23 protein-coding genes are annotated in these 21,234 nt (G+C 63.9%); 13 read left to right on the top strand and 10 right to left on the bottom strand.

Annotated features, from left to right (window positions below; translation table 11 throughout):
- Positions 1–509: 509 nt before the first annotated feature.
- On the bottom strand, positions 510–713 hold the full coding sequence (locus tag NKH90_RS15165; protein WP_352819961.1) for a hypothetical protein: 204 nt from the start codon (positions 711–713) through the stop codon (positions 510–512).
- 101 nt (positions 714–814) lie between these two features.
- Between NKH90_RS15165 and NKH90_RS15160 the strand changes: the two genes are divergently transcribed.
- Complete coding sequence (locus tag NKH90_RS15160; protein ID WP_352541068.1) at positions 815–1,312, top strand: methyltransferase family protein; 498 nt, start codon at positions 815–817, stop codon at positions 1,310–1,312.
- Positions 1,313–1,331: 19 nt separating this feature from the next.
- Here the strand turns inward: NKH90_RS15160 and NKH90_RS15155 are convergent, their stop codons facing one another.
- Positions 1,332–2,084: an SDR family oxidoreductase gene (locus NKH90_RS15155; RefSeq protein WP_352819960.1), complete on the bottom strand. Its 753-nt coding sequence runs from the start codon at positions 2,082–2,084 to the stop codon at positions 1,332–1,334.
- A gap of 121 nt (positions 2,085–2,205) precedes the next feature.
- Between NKH90_RS15155 and NKH90_RS15150 the strand changes: the two genes are divergently transcribed.
- On the top strand, positions 2,206–2,850 hold the full coding sequence (locus NKH90_RS15150) for a TetR/AcrR family transcriptional regulator (RefSeq protein ID WP_352819959.1): 645 nt from the start codon (positions 2,206–2,208) through the stop codon (positions 2,848–2,850).
- A gap of 104 nt (positions 2,851–2,954) precedes the next feature.
- On the opposite strand, the gene NKH90_RS15145 is transcribed toward NKH90_RS15150, so the two are convergent.
- Together NKH90_RS15145 and trxB are read right to left on the bottom strand one after the other, a co-directional pair.
- A complete protein-coding gene (locus NKH90_RS15145) occupies positions 2,955–3,851 on the bottom strand; it encodes a LysR family transcriptional regulator (RefSeq protein ID WP_023678345.1) in 897 nt (298 codons plus the stop codon).
- Positions 3,852–3,949: 98 nt separating this feature from the next.
- The gene (trxB, locus tag NKH90_RS15140) at positions 3,950–4,924 is read right to left on the bottom strand and encodes a thioredoxin-disulfide reductase (RefSeq protein ID WP_352469805.1); all 975 of its coding nucleotides are present in this window, start codon (positions 4,922–4,924) and stop codon (positions 3,950–3,952) included.
- Positions 4,925–5,179: 255 nt separating this feature from the next.
- Between trxB and NKH90_RS15135 the strand changes: the two genes are divergently transcribed.
- Positions 5,180–5,656 (top strand): Lrp/AsnC family transcriptional regulator, encoded by a 477-nt coding sequence (locus tag NKH90_RS15135; protein ID WP_352469300.1) that lies wholly within the window; start codon positions 5,180–5,182, stop codon positions 5,654–5,656.
- 324 nt (positions 5,657–5,980) lie between these two features.
- On the opposite strand, the gene NKH90_RS15130 is transcribed toward NKH90_RS15135, so the two are convergent.
- The 3 genes from NKH90_RS15130 to NKH90_RS15120 all read right to left on the bottom strand — a co-directional run bounded on the left by NKH90_RS15130 (position 5,981) and on the right by NKH90_RS15120 (position 8,814).
- Positions 5,981–6,556, bottom strand: coding sequence for a D-sedoheptulose-7-phosphate isomerase (locus NKH90_RS15130; protein ID WP_352819958.1), 576 nt, complete (start codon positions 6,554–6,556; stop codon positions 5,981–5,983).
- A gap of 7 nt (positions 6,557–6,563) precedes the next feature.
- Complete coding sequence (gene rfaE1 / locus NKH90_RS15125) at positions 6,564–8,042, bottom strand: D-glycero-beta-D-manno-heptose-7-phosphate kinase (RefSeq protein ID WP_352819957.1); 1,479 nt, start codon at positions 8,040–8,042, stop codon at positions 6,564–6,566.
- Positions 8,043–8,181: 139 nt separating this feature from the next.
- Complete coding sequence (locus NKH90_RS15120; protein ID WP_352819956.1) at positions 8,182–8,814, bottom strand: LysE family translocator; 633 nt, start codon at positions 8,812–8,814, stop codon at positions 8,182–8,184.
- A 176-nt stretch (positions 8,815–8,990) separates the two neighbouring features.
- Between NKH90_RS15120 and rfaD the strand changes: the two genes are divergently transcribed.
- Genes rfaD through waaC form a run of 3 tightly spaced genes read left to right on the top strand, consistent with a single transcriptional unit; the run spans position 8,991 to position 11,901 of the window.
- The gene (gene rfaD, locus NKH90_RS15115) at positions 8,991–9,941 is read left to right on the top strand and encodes an ADP-glyceromanno-heptose 6-epimerase (RefSeq protein WP_352819955.1); all 951 of its coding nucleotides are present in this window, start codon (positions 8,991–8,993) and stop codon (positions 9,939–9,941) included.
- A complete protein-coding gene (gene waaF, locus NKH90_RS15110) occupies positions 9,914–10,921 on the top strand; it encodes a lipopolysaccharide heptosyltransferase II (RefSeq protein ID WP_352819954.1) in 1,008 nt (335 codons plus the stop codon). The genes rfaD and waaF overlap by 28 nt, the downstream gene beginning before the upstream one ends.
- Complete coding sequence (gene waaC / locus NKH90_RS15105; RefSeq protein WP_352819953.1) at positions 10,918–11,901, top strand: lipopolysaccharide heptosyltransferase I; 984 nt, start codon at positions 10,918–10,920, stop codon at positions 11,899–11,901. The genes waaF and waaC overlap by 4 nt, the downstream gene beginning before the upstream one ends.
- A gap of 207 nt (positions 11,902–12,108) precedes the next feature.
- On the opposite strand, the gene greA is transcribed toward waaC, so the two are convergent.
- Together greA and NKH90_RS15095 are read right to left on the bottom strand one after the other, a co-directional pair.
- Positions 12,109–12,582 (bottom strand): transcription elongation factor GreA, encoded by a 474-nt coding sequence (greA, locus tag NKH90_RS15100; RefSeq protein ID WP_023719113.1) that lies wholly within the window; start codon positions 12,580–12,582, stop codon positions 12,109–12,111.
- 318 nt (positions 12,583–12,900) lie between these two features.
- The gene (locus NKH90_RS15095) at positions 12,901–13,458 is read right to left on the bottom strand and encodes a tetratricopeptide repeat protein (RefSeq protein WP_352816115.1); all 558 of its coding nucleotides are present in this window, start codon (positions 13,456–13,458) and stop codon (positions 12,901–12,903) included.
- A gap of 238 nt (positions 13,459–13,696) precedes the next feature.
- Here NKH90_RS15095 and NKH90_RS15090 point away from each other — a divergent pair, with 238 nt between their 5' ends.
- The 4 genes from NKH90_RS15090 (at position 13,697) to NKH90_RS15075 (ending at position 16,912) form a co-directional block, all read left to right on the top strand.
- A complete protein-coding gene (locus NKH90_RS15090; RefSeq protein ID WP_023678354.1) occupies positions 13,697–14,122 on the top strand; it encodes a DUF3775 domain-containing protein in 426 nt (141 codons plus the stop codon).
- Between the two features lie 112 nt (positions 14,123–14,234).
- Complete coding sequence (locus tag NKH90_RS15085) at positions 14,235–15,167, top strand: extensin-like domain-containing protein (RefSeq protein ID WP_352819952.1); 933 nt, start codon at positions 14,235–14,237, stop codon at positions 15,165–15,167.
- 116 nt (positions 15,168–15,283) lie between these two features.
- Positions 15,284–16,138, top strand: a complete 855-nt coding sequence (locus tag NKH90_RS15080) for an extensin-like domain-containing protein (protein WP_352819951.1) — start codon at positions 15,284–15,286, stop codon at positions 16,136–16,138.
- A gap of 66 nt (positions 16,139–16,204) precedes the next feature.
- Positions 16,205–16,912 (top strand): LssY C-terminal domain-containing protein, encoded by a 708-nt coding sequence (locus tag NKH90_RS15075; protein ID WP_352819950.1) that lies wholly within the window; start codon positions 16,205–16,207, stop codon positions 16,910–16,912.
- A 47-nt stretch (positions 16,913–16,959) separates the two neighbouring features.
- On the opposite strand, the gene NKH90_RS15070 is transcribed toward NKH90_RS15075, so the two are convergent.
- Positions 16,960–17,979 (bottom strand): zinc-dependent alcohol dehydrogenase family protein, encoded by a 1,020-nt coding sequence (locus NKH90_RS15070; RefSeq protein WP_352816108.1) that lies wholly within the window; start codon positions 17,977–17,979, stop codon positions 16,960–16,962.
- A 127-nt stretch (positions 17,980–18,106) separates the two neighbouring features.
- Here NKH90_RS15070 and NKH90_RS15065 point away from each other — a divergent pair, with 127 nt between their 5' ends.
- From NKH90_RS15065 to NKH90_RS15055, 3 genes are all read left to right on the top strand, one after another.
- Positions 18,107–19,048, top strand: coding sequence for a LysR family transcriptional regulator (locus NKH90_RS15065; protein ID WP_352819949.1), 942 nt, complete (start codon positions 18,107–18,109; stop codon positions 19,046–19,048).
- Between the two features lie 59 nt (positions 19,049–19,107).
- Positions 19,108–20,418 carry a hemolysin family protein gene (locus tag NKH90_RS15060; RefSeq protein ID WP_352775078.1) on the top strand — a complete coding sequence of 437 codons (1,311 nt, stop codon included), beginning with the start codon at positions 19,108–19,110 and terminating at the stop codon, positions 20,416–20,418.
- Between the two features lie 76 nt (positions 20,419–20,494).
- Positions 20,495–21,232, top strand: coding sequence for a class I SAM-dependent DNA methyltransferase (locus tag NKH90_RS15055; protein WP_352819948.1), 738 nt, complete (start codon positions 20,495–20,497; stop codon positions 21,230–21,232).
- Positions 21,233–21,234: the final 2 nt, after the last annotated feature.

The raw sequence follows: 21,234 nt of genomic DNA, 5'->3' as shown, positions 1-21,234 counted from the left end.
CCCCTTGGGCCAAAACCCAACCCGCCCCCGGTTGCCCCGGGGCCCCGTTTCTTGCGGACCGTCTTCGTGGGAGGCGAAACGGCAGGTCCGCCGCATGCTTGCCGCCGGTGTTTTGGCGGAGGAAGGTTCGGACGCGGTAGCTGCCTGAGCCCGGGTCGTCCGAGTGATGCCCCCATCCCCCGGACGAGCCACACCGCGTCCTATGCTCTGCTTAATCGATTTGGCGCGCCCGCGGCATGTTACCCGAGGTTACATGTCACTGTTACGCGACCGTTCCGGCCGATTTTCTGGCGATGTGTTGGTTTCGGGCAACAAAAAAGCCGGATCAATGAAGACCCGGCTGAGTTTGATTGGAAGTGCCTGTTAAGGCTAACCTCCAGAGGGGAACACTCGAGAGCGCTAATGGGAGGAGAACGCGCTCAGGAGATGATCTATATATGTGCTCTTCATGCCCAAGAAACAAGCATCTATTTTGCAACACTCACATGCAAAAAGGCGCCGGCTGTGGTCTAATCCGTCCCGAAGCGCAATAGGACCAGTTGAATCGCTGAAATACAGCCTGCGGCAAGGCAAAAATCGATCCACGGCCGCGAATCAGCAGCGATTCCTGCTCGGAAAATCGAAAAACGCAGGATGACGTGGAATCGTGCAGCACGCGTTTGTTTTTTCGGCAGCCAGACCTTGCTGGTGCATACCGCCCAAAAGCCCGCCATCGAGCTTGACCTGAGGGTGCAGCGGCTTGGGTTACGTGCCGGACAAGACCTGAAGCGCGTTGCAGGAGACCGTTCAAGGCCGCGCCCGTAAGGAGAGCTATATGCGAGCCACTTCGGCGATCGCCGGCAGCGTCATCTTCCTTGCTGTAGCGCCCGGCGTGGTCGCCGGACTGTTGCCTTGGCTGCTGACCGATCGCTATCGCCTGCCCTGGTCGAGACTGCCCGGTTTCGTTCCTGTGGGCTGGCTGCTGGTTGTCGCCGGCACAGCCATACTGCTGCACGCCTTTGCCCGGTTTGCCCTGGAGGGTCGGGGTACGCCCGCCCCGGTCGCGCCGACCGAGAGGCTGGTCGTCGGCGGCATCTACCGCCATGTCCGCAATCCGATGTACGTCGCCGTGCTGTCGATCGTCCTCGGCCAGGCACTGCTGTTTTCGAGCTGGACGGTCGCCGCCTATCTAGTCATCGCCGCGGCCGCCATGATCTCCTTCGTGAGACTATACGAGGAACCGACGCTTGCCCGCCGCTACGGCGACGAATACGAGGCCTACCGCCGTGCCGTACCAGGCTGGCTGCCCCGCCTGACACCTTGGCGCGGCTGAAGCAGGCTCCAAGGCAACGTCACCACGGCAGCGGGCCGTCCTCGTTCGAGAACGTGCCCGTCGGACCGTTCGCGTCGAGAAGCGCGAGGCGCACGGGCTCCCGCGCGGCCTCTTCGACGGTGCGCGGACCTTCGAAGTTGTTGAGCTCCGTCGCGGTGTAGCCCGGGCACGCAGCGTTGACCTTGATGCCGGTCTCCTCGAGCTCGATGGCGAAGGCGAGCGTCATCGCGTTGACGGCCGTCTTCGACGGGTTGTAGACGGCGCCAAACGACGTGCGGTACGGAAAGGCCGGATCCGCGTTCAATGTCAGCGAGCCGGCGCCGCTCGATACGTTGACGATACGCGCCGCCGGCGCCTCACGAAGGAGCCGCAGCATCGCTTGCGTGACGGCGACGATGCCAAACACGTTCGTCTCGAATACCGCGCGTACGTCGTCGAGGGAGGCAATGCTCGGGCGGCCCGAATTGATGATCTCCTCGAGCGGCCTGCCCGGCTTTCCCGCATGGGAGATGCCGGCATTGTTCACCAGCACGTCGAGGCGGCCGAGTTCGATGCGGATGCGCTCTGCCGCGGCGGCGATCGACGCCTGATCGGTGACGTCGAGCTGCAGGGCGTGGGCATCCTCTCCGATACTATTTGCGGCTGCCTCGGCATGCTCGAGCCTGCGCGATCCTACGAGCACGGTAAGGCCGTTCGCCGCGAGGTCCTTGGCGATCTGAAGACCGATGCCCTTGTTGGCCCCGGTGACCAGGGCGACGGGTTTGTCCTGCATGGTAATCTCCTTTTGTGCACCGATGTGTGGCAAACACCGCTTTGCCGTGCTAGATACAAGTCAAACGGAACCACGTTCCACATATATCCGGAACAAGGTTCCGTTTGCAAGAGGTAATTTGATGGGCGAAAAAACGCCGAACGGCAAAACGGATCAAGGCGATGGTCTGGCACCCCGCGACCGCGCGGATCGCCACGTGCGCGCCGACGCACGGCGCAACATCGACGCGTTGCTCCGGGCGGCCATGGCGGTGTTCGCGACCTCCGGCGTGGAGGCTCCGGTGCGAGAGATCGCGGAAAAGGCTGGCGTCGGCGTCGGCACCGTCTACCGCCATTTTCCACAGCGCTCGGACCTGATCGTGGCCGTCTTCCGCAACGAGGTCGACGCCTGTGCGGACGCCGCGCCGATCCTGGCCGGAAAGCATGAGCCCGGTGAAGCGCTGGCCCTGTGGATGCAGCGCTATGTGGATTTCATCACGGCAAAACGCGGCCTCGCGGCAGCCTTGTACTCAGGCAATCCGGCATTCGACACTTTGCCTGCCTATTTCAACCAACGGCTCCGGCCCGCGCTTCAAACATTGCTGGAGGCGGCGGCCGCGGCCGGCGAGGTGCGCGCCGATATCGAGCCGGGCGACCTGTTGGGGGCGGCCGCCAGCCTTGCCATGCCGGCACATGGCGGCGGCCCAGCCCAGGCGCGGCGCATGGTTGCCCTGCTGGTCGACGGTTTGCGCTATGGCGCCAGCACGCTGGCGGATACGCGTTCCTAAAGCGCGTTGCGTTCGACCGACCTCATGCGACGCGCTTTAGGTTCTTGTTTGATGCATGTCGTTATCGCAAAACCGCTGCGCACTTTTGCGCGACATGCATTAAATCAGAACGACCAGCTGCGCGCCTTGGCGATGATGAAATCGCGGAAGACATGCAGCTTCGCCTGGTTCTTCATCGCATCGGGATAGGCGAAATAGGTATCGAAGGACGGCACTTCGGTCTCGGGCAGCAACTGCACCAGTCCGGAATCCTTGCTGACCACGTAATCCGGCAGCATGGCGATGCCGGCGCCGCCCTGCACCGCCCGCTTGATCGACAATATGTCGTTGATCTGCAGCGTCGGCACCCTTTGCCCGCCTTCGAAATCGCCGACCGTCTCCAGCCAGTTCAGTTCCGACAGATGCGCCGGCACCGGCACGCCGAAGGTGACGATGCGATGGGTTTTCAGCTCGGCGATCGAATTCGGCTTGCCGTATTTGTTTACATAGGATGGCGCCGCGTAGAGATGGAAATGCACGGTGAACAGGCGGCGCTGGATGAGGTCCGGCTGCTGCGGCTGGCGCAGCCGGATGGCGCAGTCGGCCTGGCGCATCGTGAGATCGAGCTCCTCATTGGCCAGGATGAGCTGCAGGCTGACCTCGGGATAGAGCTCGATGAATTCCTGCACGCGCTCTGTCAGCCAGCCAGCGCCGAGGCCGACCGTGGTCGTCACCCTGAGCACGCCGGAGGGCCGGTCCTTGGTTTCGGTCAGTCGCGACTTGATGGTTTCGAGCTTCATCAGCACGTCGTGCGCCGTGCGGAACAGCATCTCGCCCTGCTCGGTCAGCACCAGGCCGCGGGCATGGCGATTGAACAGCGGCACGCCGACGTCATGCTCGAGCGCGCTGACCTGCCGCGAGATCGCCGATTGCGACAAATGCAGTGTTTCCGCGGCATGGGTGAACGACCCCGCTTCCGCCGCGGCGTGAAACACGCGTAGCTTGTCCCAATCCAACGCCATGATTTCCCCTCGTCCTGTTTTCTGGCGTCCGCCTGTTTTCGGCGTCTGAATGAAAAATCAGGCTTTTGCGCGGCTTTTCTCAGCCGCTTATCGAACAATCACTCCGCCGCTTCGCGGTGAACCTCGATCCCCGCCAGATATTTTTCCGCCTCGAGCGCGGCCATGCAGCCGAGACCGGCCGCCGTCACCGCCTGGCGGTAGATGTCGTCGGTCACGTCGCCGGCGGCGAACACACCCGGCATATCGGTGCGGGTCGAATCCGGCGCCGTCCACAGATAGCCGTTCGGCTTCTGCTTCAGCTTGCCGGCAAACAGCTCGACCGCCGGCGCGTGGCCGATCGCCACGAACACGCCGTCGACCACCAGATGCATCTCCTGCCCGGTCACCACGTTGCGCAGCTTCAGCCCTTCGACCGACGGCGGCAGCGGCGCCTTGCCGGGCCTGCCGGTGATCTCGTCGACCACCGTGTCCCAGATGATGCGGACATTGTCTTTCCGCAGCAGCCGCTCGCGCAGGATGCGCTCGGCGCGGAAATCGCTGCGCCTGTGGATGACGGTGACGCTCTTGGCCAGGTTGGAGAGATAGAGCGCTTCCTCCACCGCCGAATTGCCGCCGCCGATCACCGCGACGTCCTTGCCGCGGTAGAAGAAGCCGTCGCAGGTGGCGCAGGCCGAGACGCCAAAACCCATGAAGGTGTGTTCGCTCGGAATGCCCAGCCATTTCGCCTGGGCTCCGGTGGCGATGATCAGCGCGTCGGCGGTATAGATCGTGCCGGAATCGCCCTTGGCGCGGAACGGCCGCACGTTGAGGTCGACCTCGGTGATGATGTCGTTGACGATGTCGGTGCCGACATGCTCGGCCTGCCTGAGCATCTCGCTCATCAGCCATGGACCCTGGATCGGTTCGGCGAAGCCCGGATAGTTTTCGACATCGGTGGTGATCATCAGTTGCCCGCCCTGCTGCAGGCCGGCGACCAGCATCGGCTTGAGCATGGCGCGGGCGGCATAGATCGCCGCCGTATAGCCGGCGGGGCCGGAGCCGATGATGAGAACAGGCGCGTGCTTGGTGATCATGAAAAACCTCTGCGGGGAGCAGCCATGGATTGTGGCATGAACTCTCGTCGATTGTTGCGCGTAATGTAAGTGTTGCCTGCGACGCCAGCAAGGCAAGTTGCCGTTCGTCCCCGGAAAGCTTCGGCGCCGGCGACAGCGACAAGCAACCCGCAGCAAGATGATGCGAAAATCCTCGATCCAGCGGATGGAATAGACAGCAAAGTCGTTTAATTACAAAGTCGCGAAAGATTCTTTCGCGTCACCACGGAAGCCACCATGCCGATCAAGGCCGATCTCGATGCCATCGACTGGAAGATCCTGCGCGAGCTTCAGCAGGACGGACGCATGACCAATGTCGAACTGTCGGGCCGCGTCGGCATTTCGGCGCCGCCGTGCCTGCGCCGCGTCAGGAGGCTGGAAGAGGCCGGCATCATCCGCGGTTACCGCGCTTTGCTCAACGCTCCGGCGCTCGGCCTCGACGTCGTCGCCTTCTGCCTGATCGGCCTGCATCACCAGGCCGACGCCGAACTCAAGACCTTCGCCGAGCGCACCCGCGGCTGGCCGATCGTGCGCGACGCCTGGATGGTGTCGGGCGAGTCCGATTTCCTGCTGCATTGCGTGGCGAGCGATCTCGGCACCTTCCAGACCTTCGTCATCGAGGAACTGGCCTCGGCCCCCAATGTCGATACGGTGCGAACCGCGCTGACCATCCGCCGGGTCAAAGACGAAGGGCTGGTGGCGTTTTCGGCTTAAGAGAGCAGGCAAAGCGGCTGCGAAACAAAAAACCGGAAACAAAAAACCCGCCTCGGCCGGCGGGATCGTCGGTGGAATCATCACCATACCGAAATTAGTAGCATAGCTGCCGGCACAAAGCAAGAACAAAATTGCCTTCAGCGTTGAAGATTGGCTTCATTCCAGCTTGGGTTCCTCGCCCCACGAAAGTGGGGAGAGGTGGCTCGGCGAAGCCGAGACGGCGAGGGGAACCGCGCTCTACGAAGCCCCCTCTCCGGCCGCTTCGCCGCCACCTCTCCCCCGCTTCGCGGAGGGCGAGGAACCCAGGTCCTGAGAGTTCGAGGATCACCCTGCGTCGCAGAGGCGCGTTTCGACCATTTCGCACAAATGGTGGTAGAGGCACAAATGCCCCTGCTGGATGATCGGCGTCGAGGTCGAGGGTACGTTGAGCAGGATGTCCGAGAGCGGCTTCAGCTTGCCGCCGGTGTCGCCGGTCAGGCTGATCACCGTCATGCCCATCATGCGCGCTTGTTGGGCGGCGGCGAGGATGCTTGGCGAATTGCCGCTGGTCGAGATGGCGAGCAGCACGGCGCCCGCCGAACCATGCGCCTCGACCTGGCGCGCAAACACCGTGTCGAAGCCGTAATCATTGCCCCAGGCGGTCAACACCGCCGCGTTGGCCGGCAGCGCGATGACGTTGTAGGCCTTGCGCTCCCTGAGGAAGCGGCCGACCAGCTCGCCGGCGATATGGATGGCGTCGCTGGCCGAACCACCATTGCCTGCTATCAGCAGCGCCCTGCCCTGTGAAAGCGCGGCGACGACGGCGCTGACCGCTCGCTCCATCTCGCTGGTCAGGTCGCGCTCGACCATCGCCGAAATCGCGGCCGCCGAGCGGGCCAGGTAATCGTTCAGTTCGGACATGAAACCCTCAGTTCCCGGCGCGCAATCTGCCGATAGTGCCGGTCGTGCTCTTGCCGGCGACGAGGTCGACCAGCACGACGCGCCCGCCGGCCTTCTGCACGACATCGGCGCCAACCACCTGATCGACCGTATAGTCGGCGCCCTTGACCAGTATGTCGGGGCTCAGCGCCTCGATCAGCGAAAGCGGCGTATCCTCCTCGAAGATGACGACGGCGTCGACCGAGGCAAGTGCTGCCAGCACGCAGGCCCGGTCATGCTGGTCGTTGACCGGGCGCCCCGGCCCTTTCAGCCGGCGCACCGAGGCATCGCTGTTGAGGCCGAGCACCAGCCGGTCGCACTGGCTGCGCGCCGCATGCAACAGGCTGACATGGCCGGCATGCAGGATATCGAAACAGCCATTGGTGAAGCCGACGCTCAAGCCCTCGTCTTTCCAGCCCGCCACCAGCCGCGCGGCGGCGGCGGCATCGAGGATCGCATCCAAGTGGGCGACCGGACCATGCGAGGCAAACAGCGCACCGGTGAGCTCCTCGATCGTCAGCCGCGCCGTGCCGCGCTTGCCGACGACAACACCGCCGGCGGCGTTGGCGATCGATCCGGCCATGACACGATCAGCCCCTGCTGCAAGAGCCAGCGCGAAGGTCGCGATTACCGTGTCGCCGGCGCCCGAAACGTCGAACACTTCGCGCGCCTGCGTGGCGATATGGCGGGCGTCGTCCGCACCGACGACGCTCATGCCCTTTTCGCTGCGCGTCGCGACGACGAAATCGAAACCGTGCGCCGAAATCAGCTGGCGTGCCGCCGCCTCGATTTCGTCGTCGGCAAACACTGCGCGGCCGACCGCCTCGCCGAGTTCCTTGCGATTGGGCGTGATTGCCGTCGCGCCGGCATAACGCGCATAGTCGCGGCCCTTCGGGTCGACCAGCACCGGCTTGCCCGCTTCCCGACAGATCGAGATCAGCTCGCCGGCGACGCCGTCGAGCAGCACGCCCTTGCCATAGTCGGACAGAATGACGATGTCGGCGCGTGCCAGCGCTTCGCGAAAATGCCCGACCAATGTCGCGCGCTCGGCATCGCCCAGCGGCTTGATTTCCTCTTCGTCGAAACGCAGCACCTGCTGGTTGAGCGCGCTGAAGCGGCTCTTGGACGACGTCATGCGATCGGCATCCTGCGCCAGCCCGCCGGTGTCGACGCGAAATTCGCCGAGCATGCGCATGAGGTTCTTGCCGGCCTCGTCAGCGCCGATCACCGAGACCGGTATCACGGCAGCGCCGAGCGAAACGATGTTGGCGACGACATTGCCGGCGCCGCCCATCGCCAGCGTTTCGCCGCGCCCGTGCAGCACGGGGATCGGCGCTTCCGGCGAAATGCGCTCGATCACGCCGTTGACGAAACGGTCGAGGATGAAATCGCCGACCACCAGCACGGTGACGCCGCCGAAACGCGAGATGGCGCGGTGAAGAGGTTCGGGAGAGGGCAGCTTGATCATGTCAACGCGCGGGAGGGCCGATTTTCAGTGACGGGAAATTCGATTGGCAGGGCCGGCCGTTCATGGCGATGCCGATATACCGCAATTTCAGCCGACGCAACGGCGGGCCTTCGACCGATCGCCGCGGCGAGACAGTGCGTCAGCTTTTCTGCAACGCGACATGCACGCCCAGTCCGACAAGCACCGCACCGCCGGCGCGCCGCATCAGGCGCTGCGCCCGGCTCGACTGCCGCAGCCTGGCGATCACCGCGCCGGCCAGCATCACGCAAACAATGTCGGCCGACGAGAACATCAAATTGACGATCGTTCCAAGCACGACGAACTGCAGCCAGACCGGAAACGCTGCCGAGGCATCGATGAATTGCGGCAGGAACGCCATGAAGAAAATCGCCGTTTTCGGGTTGAGCACCTCGACGGCAATGCTCTCGAAAAAGGCGCGGCGGGCGGATTTCGGCTGAATTCCCGGCAAGACAACCTCGCCTTGCGCCTTGGCGCGAAACAGCGAAACACCGAGCCAGACCAGATACAGCGCACCGACCAGCTTGACCGCCATGTAAAGCACCGGCACGGCATGGAAAAGCACCGACAGGCCGACGGCGGCGGCGAAGACATGAACGTAGCCGCCAAGATGGATGCCAAGCGCCGCCATCAGCCCGGACCAGCGGCCGCGCGCCATGGTTTGCGCGGCGGCATAGAGCATGGCGGGGCCGGGGATATAGGCGAAGATCGCCGTGGTGGCGAAAAAGGCGACAAGCAGTTCGGTTGACGGCATTACCTTGCTCCTGTCGCCGATCGGCCGGCACGCCGACTGAAACGTGACCTTTGCGGCGCCACTATGGCGCTCATCCGGCCGCCCCGCCACCTGCTTTGTCGACAGCCCGGCCCGCCTCCCCTATAAGGCCAGAATCCCACAAGGGCTACAACCGGCACAAGGTACCAGAGGCTTTCATGATCATCGTCACGGGCGGCGCCGGCATGATCGGTTCCAACATCGTCGCCGCGCTCAACGCCGAGGGTTTCAGCGACATCCTCGTCGTCGACGACCTCACCGACGGCCACAAGATCGCAAACCTCGCCGATCTCGAGATCGCCGACTATCTCGACAAGGACGATTTTCTGGCGCGGATGGAGGCCGGTGACCTCGGCCGCATCGAGGCCGTCTTCCACCAGGGCGCCTGCTCGACCACCACCGAATGGAACGGCAAGTTCATGATGGAGGTCAACTACGCCTATTCGAAGCGCCTGCTGCACGCCTGCCTGGCCCTGCGCTTGCCCTTCCTCTATGCCTCGTCCGCTTCGGTCTATGGCAGCGGCGCCGAGTTCCGCGAGGAGCCGCAATGCGAACGGCCGCTGAACGTCTATGCCTATTCGAAAAAACTGTTTGACGACTATGTCCGCCGCACCGTTTTCGATACCGATCACTCGCCGGTCGCGGGCCTGCGTTATTTCAACGTCTATGGACCGCGCGAGGCGCATAAGGGCGCCATGGCCTCTGTCGCCTTCCATCTGTTCAACCAGGTCGAGCAAGGGCAGAATCCCAAGCTGTTCGGCGCCTATGGCGGTTTCGGGCCGGGCGAGCAGAGCCGCGACTTCATCCATGTCGGCGATGTCGCCGACGTCAATCTGTGGCTGTGGAAACGCGGTTCCAGCGGCATCTTCAACTGCGGCACAGGCAAGGCCCAGCCGTTCCGCGCCATTGCCGAGACGGTGATCGATACGCTCGGCAAGGGCCAGATCGAATTCATCGAGTTTCCCGACCACCTCAAGGGCAGCTACCAGAGCTTTACGCAAGCTGATATGTCCCGCTTGCGCGCAGCCGGTTACAATGGCCAGTTCCGCACAGTGGAAACCGGCGTCAGAGACTATGTCGAATGGCTGAAAGCCCAACGATCCTCGTGATCGGCCCACGCTGGGTGGGCGACATGGTGATGGCGCAGTGCCTGTTCCAGGCGCTGAGGGAGCTTCATCCGGATGCCGCCATCGACGTGCTGGCGCCGGCGTGGGCAGCGCCGCTGGTCAAGCGCATGCCCGAAATCCGCCAGCAGATCGACCTGCCGCTGCAATCCGGCACGTTCGAATTCCGCATCCGAAGGCGCTTCGGCCGGCTGCTGCGCGGCCGCTACGACATGGCCTTTGTCCTGCCGGGAAGCTGGAAATCGGCGCTGATCCCGTTCTTTGCCGGCATTCCGCGCCGCGTCGGCCATCTCAAGGAAATGCGCTACGGGCTGCTGACCGACATCGTGCCCTTGCCCGATCGCCTGAAACGGCGCACCGCGCAGGCCTATTTCAGCCTTGCCCGTGGTGGCGCCTTCCAGGCGCCGAAGCTCGCCGTCGATCAAGCCAGCCAGGCGGCACTGCTCAGCCGTTTCGGGCTGACGGCGGGGAAATTCGTGGCAGTCATGCCCGGCGCCGAATTCGGTCCGGCCAAGCGCTGGCCGAGCGAACACTATGCCGGGCTCGCCCGCGAGATGATGGCGAAAGGGTTTGGCGTGGCACTGTTCGGATCGAAGAACGACGCCGGGGTGACGGCGGAAATCGCCGCGCTGGCCCCGGGCGCCGTCGAGCTTGCCGGCCAGACGCGGCTCGAGGATGCCATCGACCTGATCGCCGCGGCGAGGCTCGCCGTCTCCAACGACAGCGGGCTGATGCATGTCGCCGCCGCCGTCGGCACGCCGGTCGTCGCCGTCTACGGCTCGACCTCGCCGCAGAACACGCCGCCGCTCGCCGAGCGCCGCGAACTGGTCTGGCTCGGCCTGTCCTGTTCGCCCTGCCACAAGAAGACCTGCCCACTCGGTCATCTCAACTGCCTGAAGACGCTGGAGGTCGAACGCGTCGTGGCGGCGGCGGAGCGGCTGCTGGAAATGCCGGCCGCCGCATGAAAGTGCTGATCGTCAAGACATCGTCCATGGGCGACGTCATCCACACCTTCCCGGCGATCGAGGACGCGCGCCGCGCTCGGCCGGATATCTCCTTCGACTGGTGTGTCGAAGAGGCCTTTGCCGGCATCGTGGCGCTGCATCCAGCCATCCAAACCATCCACAGCGTGGCGATCCGGCGCTGGCGCAGGAAGCTGCTCGAGCCCGGCACATGGCGGGAAGTGATCGGCTTGCGCCGCGCCTTGCGCGATTGCCGCTACGACCTCGTTCTCGATGGGCAAGGCTTGCTGAAATCGGCGCTGGTGGCGCGGCTGGCGGCAGCGCCGATCGCCGGTTTCGATCGGTCGAGCGCTCGGGAGCCGTCGGCGACCTTGTTCTACGACCACCGGTATCCCGTGCCGCGCGGCCTGCATGCCATCGAGCGCACGAGACGCCTGTTCGGGCTGGCGCTCGGCTACGAGCCGGATCTTTCCCGGCTTGACTCCGGCATCGCGCCGCCGGCCGGAAGATCCATTCTTGTCGGTGAAAAGACCGCCTTCCTGCTGCATGGCACCAGCCGCGAGGACAAGAAATGGCCGGTCGCGGACTGGATCGAAACCGCCCGTCTGCTGGTGGACAAGGGGATGACGCCGGTCACCACCTGGTCGAACGATCGGGAACAGGCGGCTGCCGAAGCGATCGCCGGCGCCGTTTCGCAAACCGTGGTGGTCGCCAGGTCGCCGCTTGCCGAGATAGCCGCTGTCATCGGCGGCTCGACGCTGGTCATCGGCGCCGACACCGGCCTGACCCATCTCGCCAGCGCTTTCGGCCTGCCGACGGTGGCGATATTCCTCGCTACCGAGCCCGGCCTGACCGGTCCGCGCGGACCATTCTCATCGACGCTGCTGGCCAGGCCCGGTCACAGCGTCACGCCGCCGGAGGTGATGGCGGAAGCCGAGAGGCTTGTGGAGCGCCAGACGCTTGGTCAGGCCGGTGACCGCTGAATTGCTCAATCAATTCAATCGGAAAGGTCAGCGCTGCCCCTTCCCTTCTCCCCTTGTGGGAGAAGGTGGATCGGCGCGAATCGCCGAGACGGATGAGGGGTGTTGGACGGAGTGCGGAGGGAGCCAAGCTGGAACACCCCTCATCCGACCTCGCTTCGCGAGGCCACCTTCTCCCACAGGGGGAGAAGGCAGAGCAGCGCCAATCCCCTAGATAAATTGCACCTGGACGATCTCGTAGCCCCTGGCGCCGCCCGGTGCGTTGACCTCGATGGCGTCGCCGACTTCCTTGCCGATCAGCGCGCGCGCGATCGGCGAGGAGATCGAGATGCGGCCGGATTTCACGTCCGCTTCCTGGTCGCCGACGATCTGGTAGGTCTTTTTCTCCTCGGTATCCTCGTCGACCAGCACCACGGTGGCGCCGAATTTGACCTTGTCGCCGCTGAGCTTGGTGACATCGATCACCTCGGCCCGCGCGATCAGGTCCTCGAGCTCGTTGACCCGGCCCTCATTGAGGCTCTGTGCCTCTTTTGCCGCGTGATATTCGGCATTTTCGGAGAGGTCGCCATGCGAGCGCGCTTCGGAAATCGCCTCGATGATACGCGGCCGCTCCTGTTGCTGGCGCCAGCGCAGTTCTTCCTTCAATGACGCGAACCCCTCGCCTGTCATCGGGACCTTGTTCATAATGCCTGACCTTTCCTGCCGCCGCCCCCGCAATCGGGAGCGACCTTGTCGATGGTACAAAAAGAAAACGGTCCGGCAGCCTCGCTAACGGAACCGTCTCACCACAATCTTGCAAGATATAGCAATCTTCGCGGGTTTTTCACGTCCAAAAAGTCGGTTTTTGAAAAATCATCCACCGATTGCGCGGCTGACCTAACGTCAAGGAGCGCATCACGTGTACCGTGATGCCAAATTCCAGTTCGGAGCAGCATGTGAGCACAGCAAAAAACCGGCTGCGATCGCTCGCAGCCGGTTATGAGCAGCGTTCCGGAAGGCGGATCAGCTCCTCATGAAGTGATCGATCTGCTCCGACAGCATGCCGTATTCGCGAGACCCCTTGCCCGTGCGCTTCTCGATCTCGCGGAGCTGTTCCTGGGCGCCGGCAAGATCGCCGATCTGCAGGTGCGCCTCGCCGAGATATTCGCGCACCAGCGTGTAATTCGGGTCCATGCGCAGCGCTTCCTCGTAATAGCCGAGGCCGACGGTGACGCGGCCGGAATGGCGGTGCGAATAGCCGAGATAGTTGAGGATGCGCGGGTCCTGCTTGTTGGCGGCGAGGCTGAGCACGGCGATCGCCTCGTCGTAGCGTCCATCCATCGCCAGCGCGCGACCGGCATCATAGATGCTGTCGTCATCCAACATGCCTTGCTTCGGCGAGACACATTTCTTCTGCTTCTTGTCCCAGGCCTGCCCCTTCTTGCACTGGCTCTGGCCGCCGCCGCCATTGCCGCCGCCGCCGCCACCACCTCCCCCGCCTTCACCAGCCGAAAACGCCGGAGCCGCAATCAGCGGCAGGGCGGCGATGGCCATGGCGTAAATCAGCAATCGTCTGCGCATCGAACTCTCCTTTGAACCTGACAATGCAACACTAACGACCGGCCGGAGCCGTTTCGTCCCCCGGAAAATGCCATCCTATCTCAAAACCGCGATCTCTCCCAGCAAGGCCATCTTATCCCGGGAAGAGAGGGCATCGGAAATCATGCTTCACGATCAACGCCGCCGCGCAAGATAACGTGACGAGCGCTGCAAATCCGCTATCATCGGGCCGACCGAGCACGAAGCAGGGAGACGGCCGGTGCAGCAACGCGTTGAACGAGACTGGGAGCTTTCGATCGGTCCCGACACCGTGCGCCTGTTCATCCTGAAGGCGAAGGCGCTCAGCGCCGCCGTCAACGAAGACTATGCCGACGGCGCCGAGCACGAGGTAGAGCTCGACGGCAACGCGCACGACAACCACCATCATGACGGCCTTGCCGAGGAAAGCTCCGAAGATCTCACCGAAGAAGAATTGCGCGAGCTTATCGACGATCTCAATGTCGACGAAGCGGCCGAACTGATTGCGTTGGCCTGGGTCGGCCGCGGCGACTATGACGCGACGGAATGGACGGACGCGCTGTCCGCCGCCCGCGAGCGCGCCAACAAGCGCACGGCAAAATATCTGCTCGGCATGCCGCTGCTGGCGGACTGGCTCGAGGAAGGCCTGGAAGCGATCGGCGCGTGACGGCGCGGTTACCGATTGTGATCGCCTCGAACCTTCGTCCAAGGCAACTTCCCTGCATTCTGGCCGTTGCGAGCTGATGGCGGCGTTTGGTTTTTCCGGATTGTGCAGACTGATGCTCGCCGTTGCGGCGGCGTCGCTGCTGGCGGGACCTGCATTAGCCAAGGCGCCCGAACTACCGCAAACCGCACCGGTTCCCCAGCTCAACCGGGAAGCCACCTCGCCATCCCCAACCGAGATCCCGGTCCCCGAACCACGCCCCGCTCCGGAGGCTGAGCGGCCCAAAAACGGTCAGCCTCAAAACGATCAGCCCCAAAATGGCCAGTCCAAGACCGAGCAGCCGGAGCCGCCGGCGATCGCGCCGCAGCCGCCTGAAAAGCCGGCGCAGGCCGAGCCGCCGGCAAACCCATCGGTCGCGCCACCAAACCCCGCCGAGGCAGACGAGAAGGCGGAGCAAAAAATCCTTCCAGATCCTCGATCGGTCGCCATTGCCGGGAAAGAAATGCCGCCGGAGGAGTTGGCCTGCCGCAGGCGGCTGAAGTCGATGGGCGTCGATTTCGAGGAGCGCAAGCCCGAGCATGATACGGCGGTCGGTTGCTCGATCCCCTACCCGATCGTGCTGAAGACGCTCGGCAAATCCATCGCCATCGGCCCGGACCCAGAGCTCAATTGCCAGATGGCGGAAGCGGCCGCACGCTTTGCTGCTTCGGTCATCCAGCCTGCCGCAAAGGCCGAGTTCGGCATGGATATCAAATCGATCGGCCAGGCCTCCGCCTTCGTCTGCCGGCCGCGCCACGCCGGCGGCAAACTGTCGGAGCACGCCTTCGGCAACGCGCTCGACATCGCCAGCTTCACGCTTTCCGACGGCAAGGAGATCGATGTCGGGCCAACGCCGCCGGAAAAGGACGCGAAATTCCTGGACACAGTGCGCAAGGCGGCCTGCGGGCCGTTCAAGACCGTGCTTGGTCCCGGCAGCGATGCCGATCATTCGCTGCATCTCCATTTCGACCTCGAGCCGCGCCGCAATGGCGGCACGTTTTGCCAATGACGCCGGCCGCCGGTACTGGGCGCCGCAATTTGGCCGCAGGCGTGAACGGCGCCGCTGATTTTTCCTTTACTCTTCAGGTTTAGAGTCTGTGCCATCTGGGGACAGGAACCCTTCCGATGGCCGGGCTATTTCGCGCTGCGCTTGCCGCTGCGCGGCACATAGAATGCGCGCGCATGGCCGGAAGGCTTGCCGCCCTGCTTGCCGTGGCGGCGGTCTCAGCCTGCAATACCGGCAGCGTGCTGTCGCTGCAGCCGGCCGTCGATGTCGGCAGCCAGACCGCTGCCGTCCCGCCCAATTCGGACCCGCAATATTCCGGCGCGCAAGATTCCGGGCCGCAATATTCGGGTATGCAGCGCCTCGTCCCGTCCAACCCCTATATGACCGCCGCCTATCCGCGCCTAGACAACCCGATGTCGCCGGCCGAACAGATGCCGGCCACAGAGATCGATTGCCGCAAGGAATTGAAACGCCTCGGCGTCGTCTACACCGATGTTGCGCCGATCCATGAAGGCCAGTGCGGCATCGACTATCCGGTCAAGGTCTCGGCCATCGGCAGCGTCGAGATGAAGCCGGCCGCGACGCTGACCTGCGACATGGCCGCCAGCTTTGCCGGCTGGACCAGGAACGAACTCGTGCCGTCGGCCCGCTGGCGCTATTTCTCAGGCGTCAAGACCATCCACCAGGGCTCGAGCTATTCCTGCCGCAGGATTGCCGGCGAAGGTGTTTTGTCGGAACACGGCAAGGGCAATGCGCTCGACGTGATGAGCATCGAGCTTAACAATGGCGACGACATCGACGTCCGCAAGCCCGGTCTGTTCGCCTTCCGCACGCGCGGCTTCCTCAACAATGTCCGCGCCGACGGCTGCCAGTATTTCACCACCGTGCTCGGCCCCGGCTACAACTACGACCACCGCAACCATTTCCATTTCGACATCAAGAACCGCAAGAACGGCTATCGCGCCTGCCGCTGATTGCAGCCCCTGCCCAAGACTTGCTGCGCCGGTTAAGATGGTGCGCAGACGCTTGGGTGGTGCCTCTTGAGCCAACGGAGCCTTCGACGACGTGCAACGACCTGGCTGGTGGCATGCTGTGCCGCTTATCTTTCGCTCGCCTATTTCGCCGCGCCTGAGTTCTGGACGTTACGGGACCGCAATTTTCGCAATCAGCAATTCGAGATGGTGACGCACACGCCGCAAGGCATTCCGGGCGATCCGATCAATGTCGGCCTTGTCGGCACCAAGAAGGAGCTTGTCCATGCTTTTGCCGTCGCCGGTTGGGATACGGCAGACGCCATCACGCTGAAGACCGCCATCGAGATCGGCGAAAGCGTGCTGTTCAATCGCCCCTATCCCGACGCGCCGGTCAGCCGGCTTTTGTTCGAAGGCCGCGCCCAGGACCTAGCCTTCGAAAAGCCGGTCGGCGACAGCGCCGACCGGCGCCACCACGTCCGCTTCTGGCAGACCGATGCGACCGGAGACGACGGCCGGCCGCTCTGGCTCGGCTCGGCAAGCTTCGACCGGGGCGTCGGCCTCAGCCATGACACCGGCGCGATCACCCATCATATCGGCCCCGACGTCGACGCCGAGCGCGACGGGCTGATGCACGACCTCTCCGCCGCCGGCATGCTGATCTCGACCAGCGAGATACCAGGCGTCGGCGCCACGAAGACCGGGCGCAACGGCGAAGGAGATCCCTATTTCACCGACGGCAGGGCCATCATCGGGGTCCTGTTGCAACTGCCGTAGGCGCGCAATCGGCCTTCCCGTCTGACAGCCATTTCGTCCCGACGGGCTCAGGGCACGGTGATCACGATCTTGCCGAACGGTCCTGTCTCCAGACGCTCAAATGCCTGCGGCACCTCGTCGAAGCCAAACACCTTGTCGATCACCGGCTTGATCGCGAGCGTCTCGATCGCCTGGTTCATTCGCTCGAAAGCGCGGCGGTGGCCGATCGATATGCCTTGTACGACGATCCGGTTGCGTATGAACGGCAGGACCGGAAAATTGAGTTCCATGCTGCCGAGAAGGCCGATCACCGAAAGCCGGCCGTCGGCGCCCAGCGCGTTGAGCGAGCGTCGCGCATTGTCGCCGCCGACCATTTCCAGCACGTGGCTGACGCCGGCGCCGTTTGTCAGCTCACGCGCGGCCTCGTCCCACGCCGGCCGGCTGCGATAGTTTATCCCTTGCCAGGCGCCGAGCGCCTTCGCCCGTTCGAGCTTCTCGTCGCTGCTCGAGGTGACGATGGCGCGCAGGCCGAAGGCGGCGGCAAATTGCAGCGCAAACAGCGACACGCCGCCGGTGCCCTGGATGAGAACGGTTTCGCCCGGGATCGGCTTGGCCGCCTCGACCAGCGCGAACCACGCCGTCAGCGCCGCAATCGGCAGCGTCGATGCCTCGACGTCGCTGAGCGACGGCGGCGCCGCCACGGCGGCATCCTCATGAAAAAGCACATGCTCGGACAGCATGCCGGGCAGTGACGAACCAAGCGTATGCTTGTGCAGCACCGGCGGGGCGTCGCCGTCCGGCCAGTCGGCGATCACCTGGCCGAGCACGCGCTGCCCAATGCCGAAGCGGCTGACTTCGCTGCCGATGGCGACTACTTCGCCTACCGCGTCCGATGTCGGCACGAACGGAAAGCTGAGGTCCGGTATCAGCACGCCATCGACGATCATCCTGTCCTTGTAATTCAGCGATACCGCAGTGACGCGTACCAGAAGATCATGCGGCCCGGCTTGGGGCAGCTTTCCATCAGCCGGCTTCAACCTGGACAGGCCGAAACCGTTCATCTGCCAGGATCTGTTTTCGGTGCTCATTTGGTTCGCGCTCCGTGGTTGATGATTGCGCGAGACATTTACGCCGTTTCACTATGGAGAAAAGTGCTTCCATGTGGCATGTTCTGCAACAGATTAAGGAGCAAAACTCTACAATAGGAGCGCTTCATTGGAATCGGCCAATTTGCAAGGCATCGTCGCATTCGTTCACGCGGTGGAGGCCGGAAGCTTCACCGGCGCCGGCGCGCGGCTGCATGTCACCAAATCGGCGGTCGGCAAGTCGATCGCGCAGCTGGAACAGCGATTAGGCGTTCGCCTGCTCAACCGCACCACCCGCAGCCTCAGCCCGACCAGCGAGGGCCTGAGCTATTACGAAGCCTGCGTCAGGGCATTGGCCGAGATCGATGCCGCCCAGTCGCTGCTCGCTTCCCGCAAGCAGGTGCCTTCCGGCCGGCTTCGTGTCGACCTGCCTCTGGCCTTCGGCCGCCGGTGCGTCGCCCCAGTGCTGTTCGAGATTTCCAAAAGATATCCGGATCTGACGATGGAAATCTCCTTCAACGACCGGCGCGTCGACCTGATCGAGGAAGGCATCGACCTGACGGTGCGTATGGGCGACCTCGACGACAGCTTGTCGCTCGCCGCGCGCCGCATCTATGCCCAGCGTTCGGGCGTCTGCGCCGCCCCCGCCTATCTCGACGCCCATGGCAGGCCGCAATCGATCGAGGACCTGGCCAGGCACAGCCTCATCGGCTACGGCCGCGACGGCACGGTCCATCCCTGGACCGTCAGGCATGCCGACGGCCGTCTCGAAAAATTCGCGCCCAAGGCGCGGCTGGTGCTCGGTCACGGCGAACCGATGCTCGATGCGGTACTGGCCGGCTGCGGCATCGTCTATCTGCCGACATGGCTGACGGCCGACAGCATCAGGCGCGGCGAGCTCGAAATGGTTCTGTCGGACTGTCTTGTCGAAAACACCGTGGTGCATGCCATCTGGCCGGTAACACGCAATCTCGCGCCAAAGGTGCGCGTCGTCGTCGACGCCCTGATCGAGCATTTTGCCGCGCCGTCCTGGGATGCGGCAGGAGTGCCGCCTGATTGCCCGGCTCGCTAAATTTAAAAAGCGCGACCGTCCTATTTTCGAAAACAGCGCGGCAATGCTATGGACCCGGCATGCTTTATGCTGAAATTGCCATCGTGGTCGTCCTCATCTGCATTAACGGCCTTCTGTCGATGTCCGAGCTCGCCATCGTCTCGTCGCGGCCGGCGCGCCTCAAGACGATGATCGACCGCAACGTCAAGGGCGCCGGCCGGGCCCTGGCGCTCGGCGCCAATCCGGGAAAATTCCTGTCCTCGGTGCAGATCGGCATCACTTTGGTCGGCGTCTTGTCCGGCGCCTTTTCCGGCGCCACGCTCGGCGAGCGGCTGGCCACCTCCCTGGCGTCGGCCGGCATCCGCGAAAGCCTCGCCGATCCGCTCGGCGTCGGCATCGTCGTCGCCCTCATCACCTATGGCTCGCTGATCATCGGCGAACTGGTGCCCAAGCAGATCGCATTGCGCGACCCCGAACGGGTAGCCGTCAGGGTCGCCCCGGCAATGACCATCCTCGCCAGCGTCTCGGCGCCGCTGGTCTTCCTGCTCGATTTTTCCGGCCGCGCCCTCCTGTGGCTGCTTGGCCAGCGCGGTCAGAGCGAGGATAAGGTTACCGACGAGGAGATCAAGATGCTGGTCGCCGAAGCCGAGCACCACGGCACCATCGAATCCGACGAACGGCGGATGATCGCCGGCGTCATGCGGCTCGGCGACCGTGCCGTGCGCGCGGTGATGACGCCGCGCACCGAAGTCGACTGGATCAATCTGCAATCCGACGAGGCGGCCATCAGGAAGCTGCTGATGGACACCCAGCATTCGCGCCTGCCGGCCGGCGACGGCGGCGTCGACGCCATGATCGGCGTCGTCCAGACCCGCGACGTGCTGGCCGCAATGCTCGGCGGCCGCGCTCTCGACCCGCGCCGGCACGTGCGCGCCGCGCCAATCGTGCATGACCAGGCCGACGCGCTGGACGTGCTTGCGACGCTGAAAGAATCCGACGTGCCGATGGCGCTGGTGCATGACGAATACGGCCATTTCGAAGGCATCGTCACCCCGGCCGACATACTGGAAGCGATCACCGGCGTCTTCCGTTCGGATCTCGATGCCGGCGAAGAGGAAAACGCCGTCAAGCGCGAGGACGGCTCATGGCTGCTCGCCGGCTACATGCAGGCCGACGAGATGGCGGAGGTCCTCGGCATCGACCTGCCTGAGAACCGCGATTACGAAACCGTCGCCGGCTATGTGCTGTCGCATTTGCACCATCTGCCGGCGACCGGCGAATGCGTCGACGCGCAAGGCTGGCGCTTCGAGGTCGTCGACCTCGACGGCCGCCGCATCGACAAGCTCATCGCCACCCGCCTGCCCGGCGGCCACCGCGAGGTCGTGCGGTAACGATCGACGCGACTTATGGGCTATATGCTCGCGGCGACACCGCTCGCACAGTCAAAGTTGATTGGGAATACCGCCTATGGTCGACCAGCTTTTCGCCGACCCGTATCTCGCTGCCGTCTACGATGCCTGGCACCCGAGATCTGCGCGCGACGACTATGATTTCTACCTGCCCCGCATTCTAACAGCAGACGCGGTGCTTGATGTCGGATGTGGAACGGGCACCCTCCTTCACGAGGCACGCCTGGCCGGACATTCAGGGCGGCTCTGCGGCATCGACCCAGCACCCGTCGTGTTGAATCGCGCACGAACGCGCGCGGATATCGAATGGGTTCTCGGCGATCTCCAATCGGCCGGCTGGACAGCCGAATTTGATCTCATTGTGATGACGGGGCACGCATTCCAGGCCCTTGTCAGCGACGAAGACCTGAGGGATTTCATGGCGGCTGTCCGACACGCCCTTGTCCCAGGCGGATGCTTCGCGTTCGAAACGCGGAACCCTTCGGTGCGGGCGTGGGAGCACTGGACACCCGAAAATGCGGTCGTCGTTGAGCTGCCTGACGGGTCGCTGGTGCAGATCACAACAGAGGTGATCGTGCCGTTCGATGGACAGACGGTGACATTCACCCACAGGTTCGGCGGAAAGCATCCGAGCCTTCCGCAAGTTAGTCGCAGCACCTTGCGATTCCTCGAGACGGACGCCTTATCGAGCCTGCTGGGGAACGCGGGGCTACGGATCGAACAGCAATTCGGCGACTTTGACGGCAGCCCACTTGGCCCTTCGAGCCCAGAGATCATCACGTTCGCGGCCAGATGAAA

The organism is Mesorhizobium sp. M0898 (assembly GCF_040319695.1).
In the GTDB taxonomy this organism is placed as follows: Bacteria; Pseudomonadota; Alphaproteobacteria; order Rhizobiales; family Rhizobiaceae; genus Mesorhizobium.
This window is presented reverse-complemented; position numbering and strand designations above follow the sequence as displayed.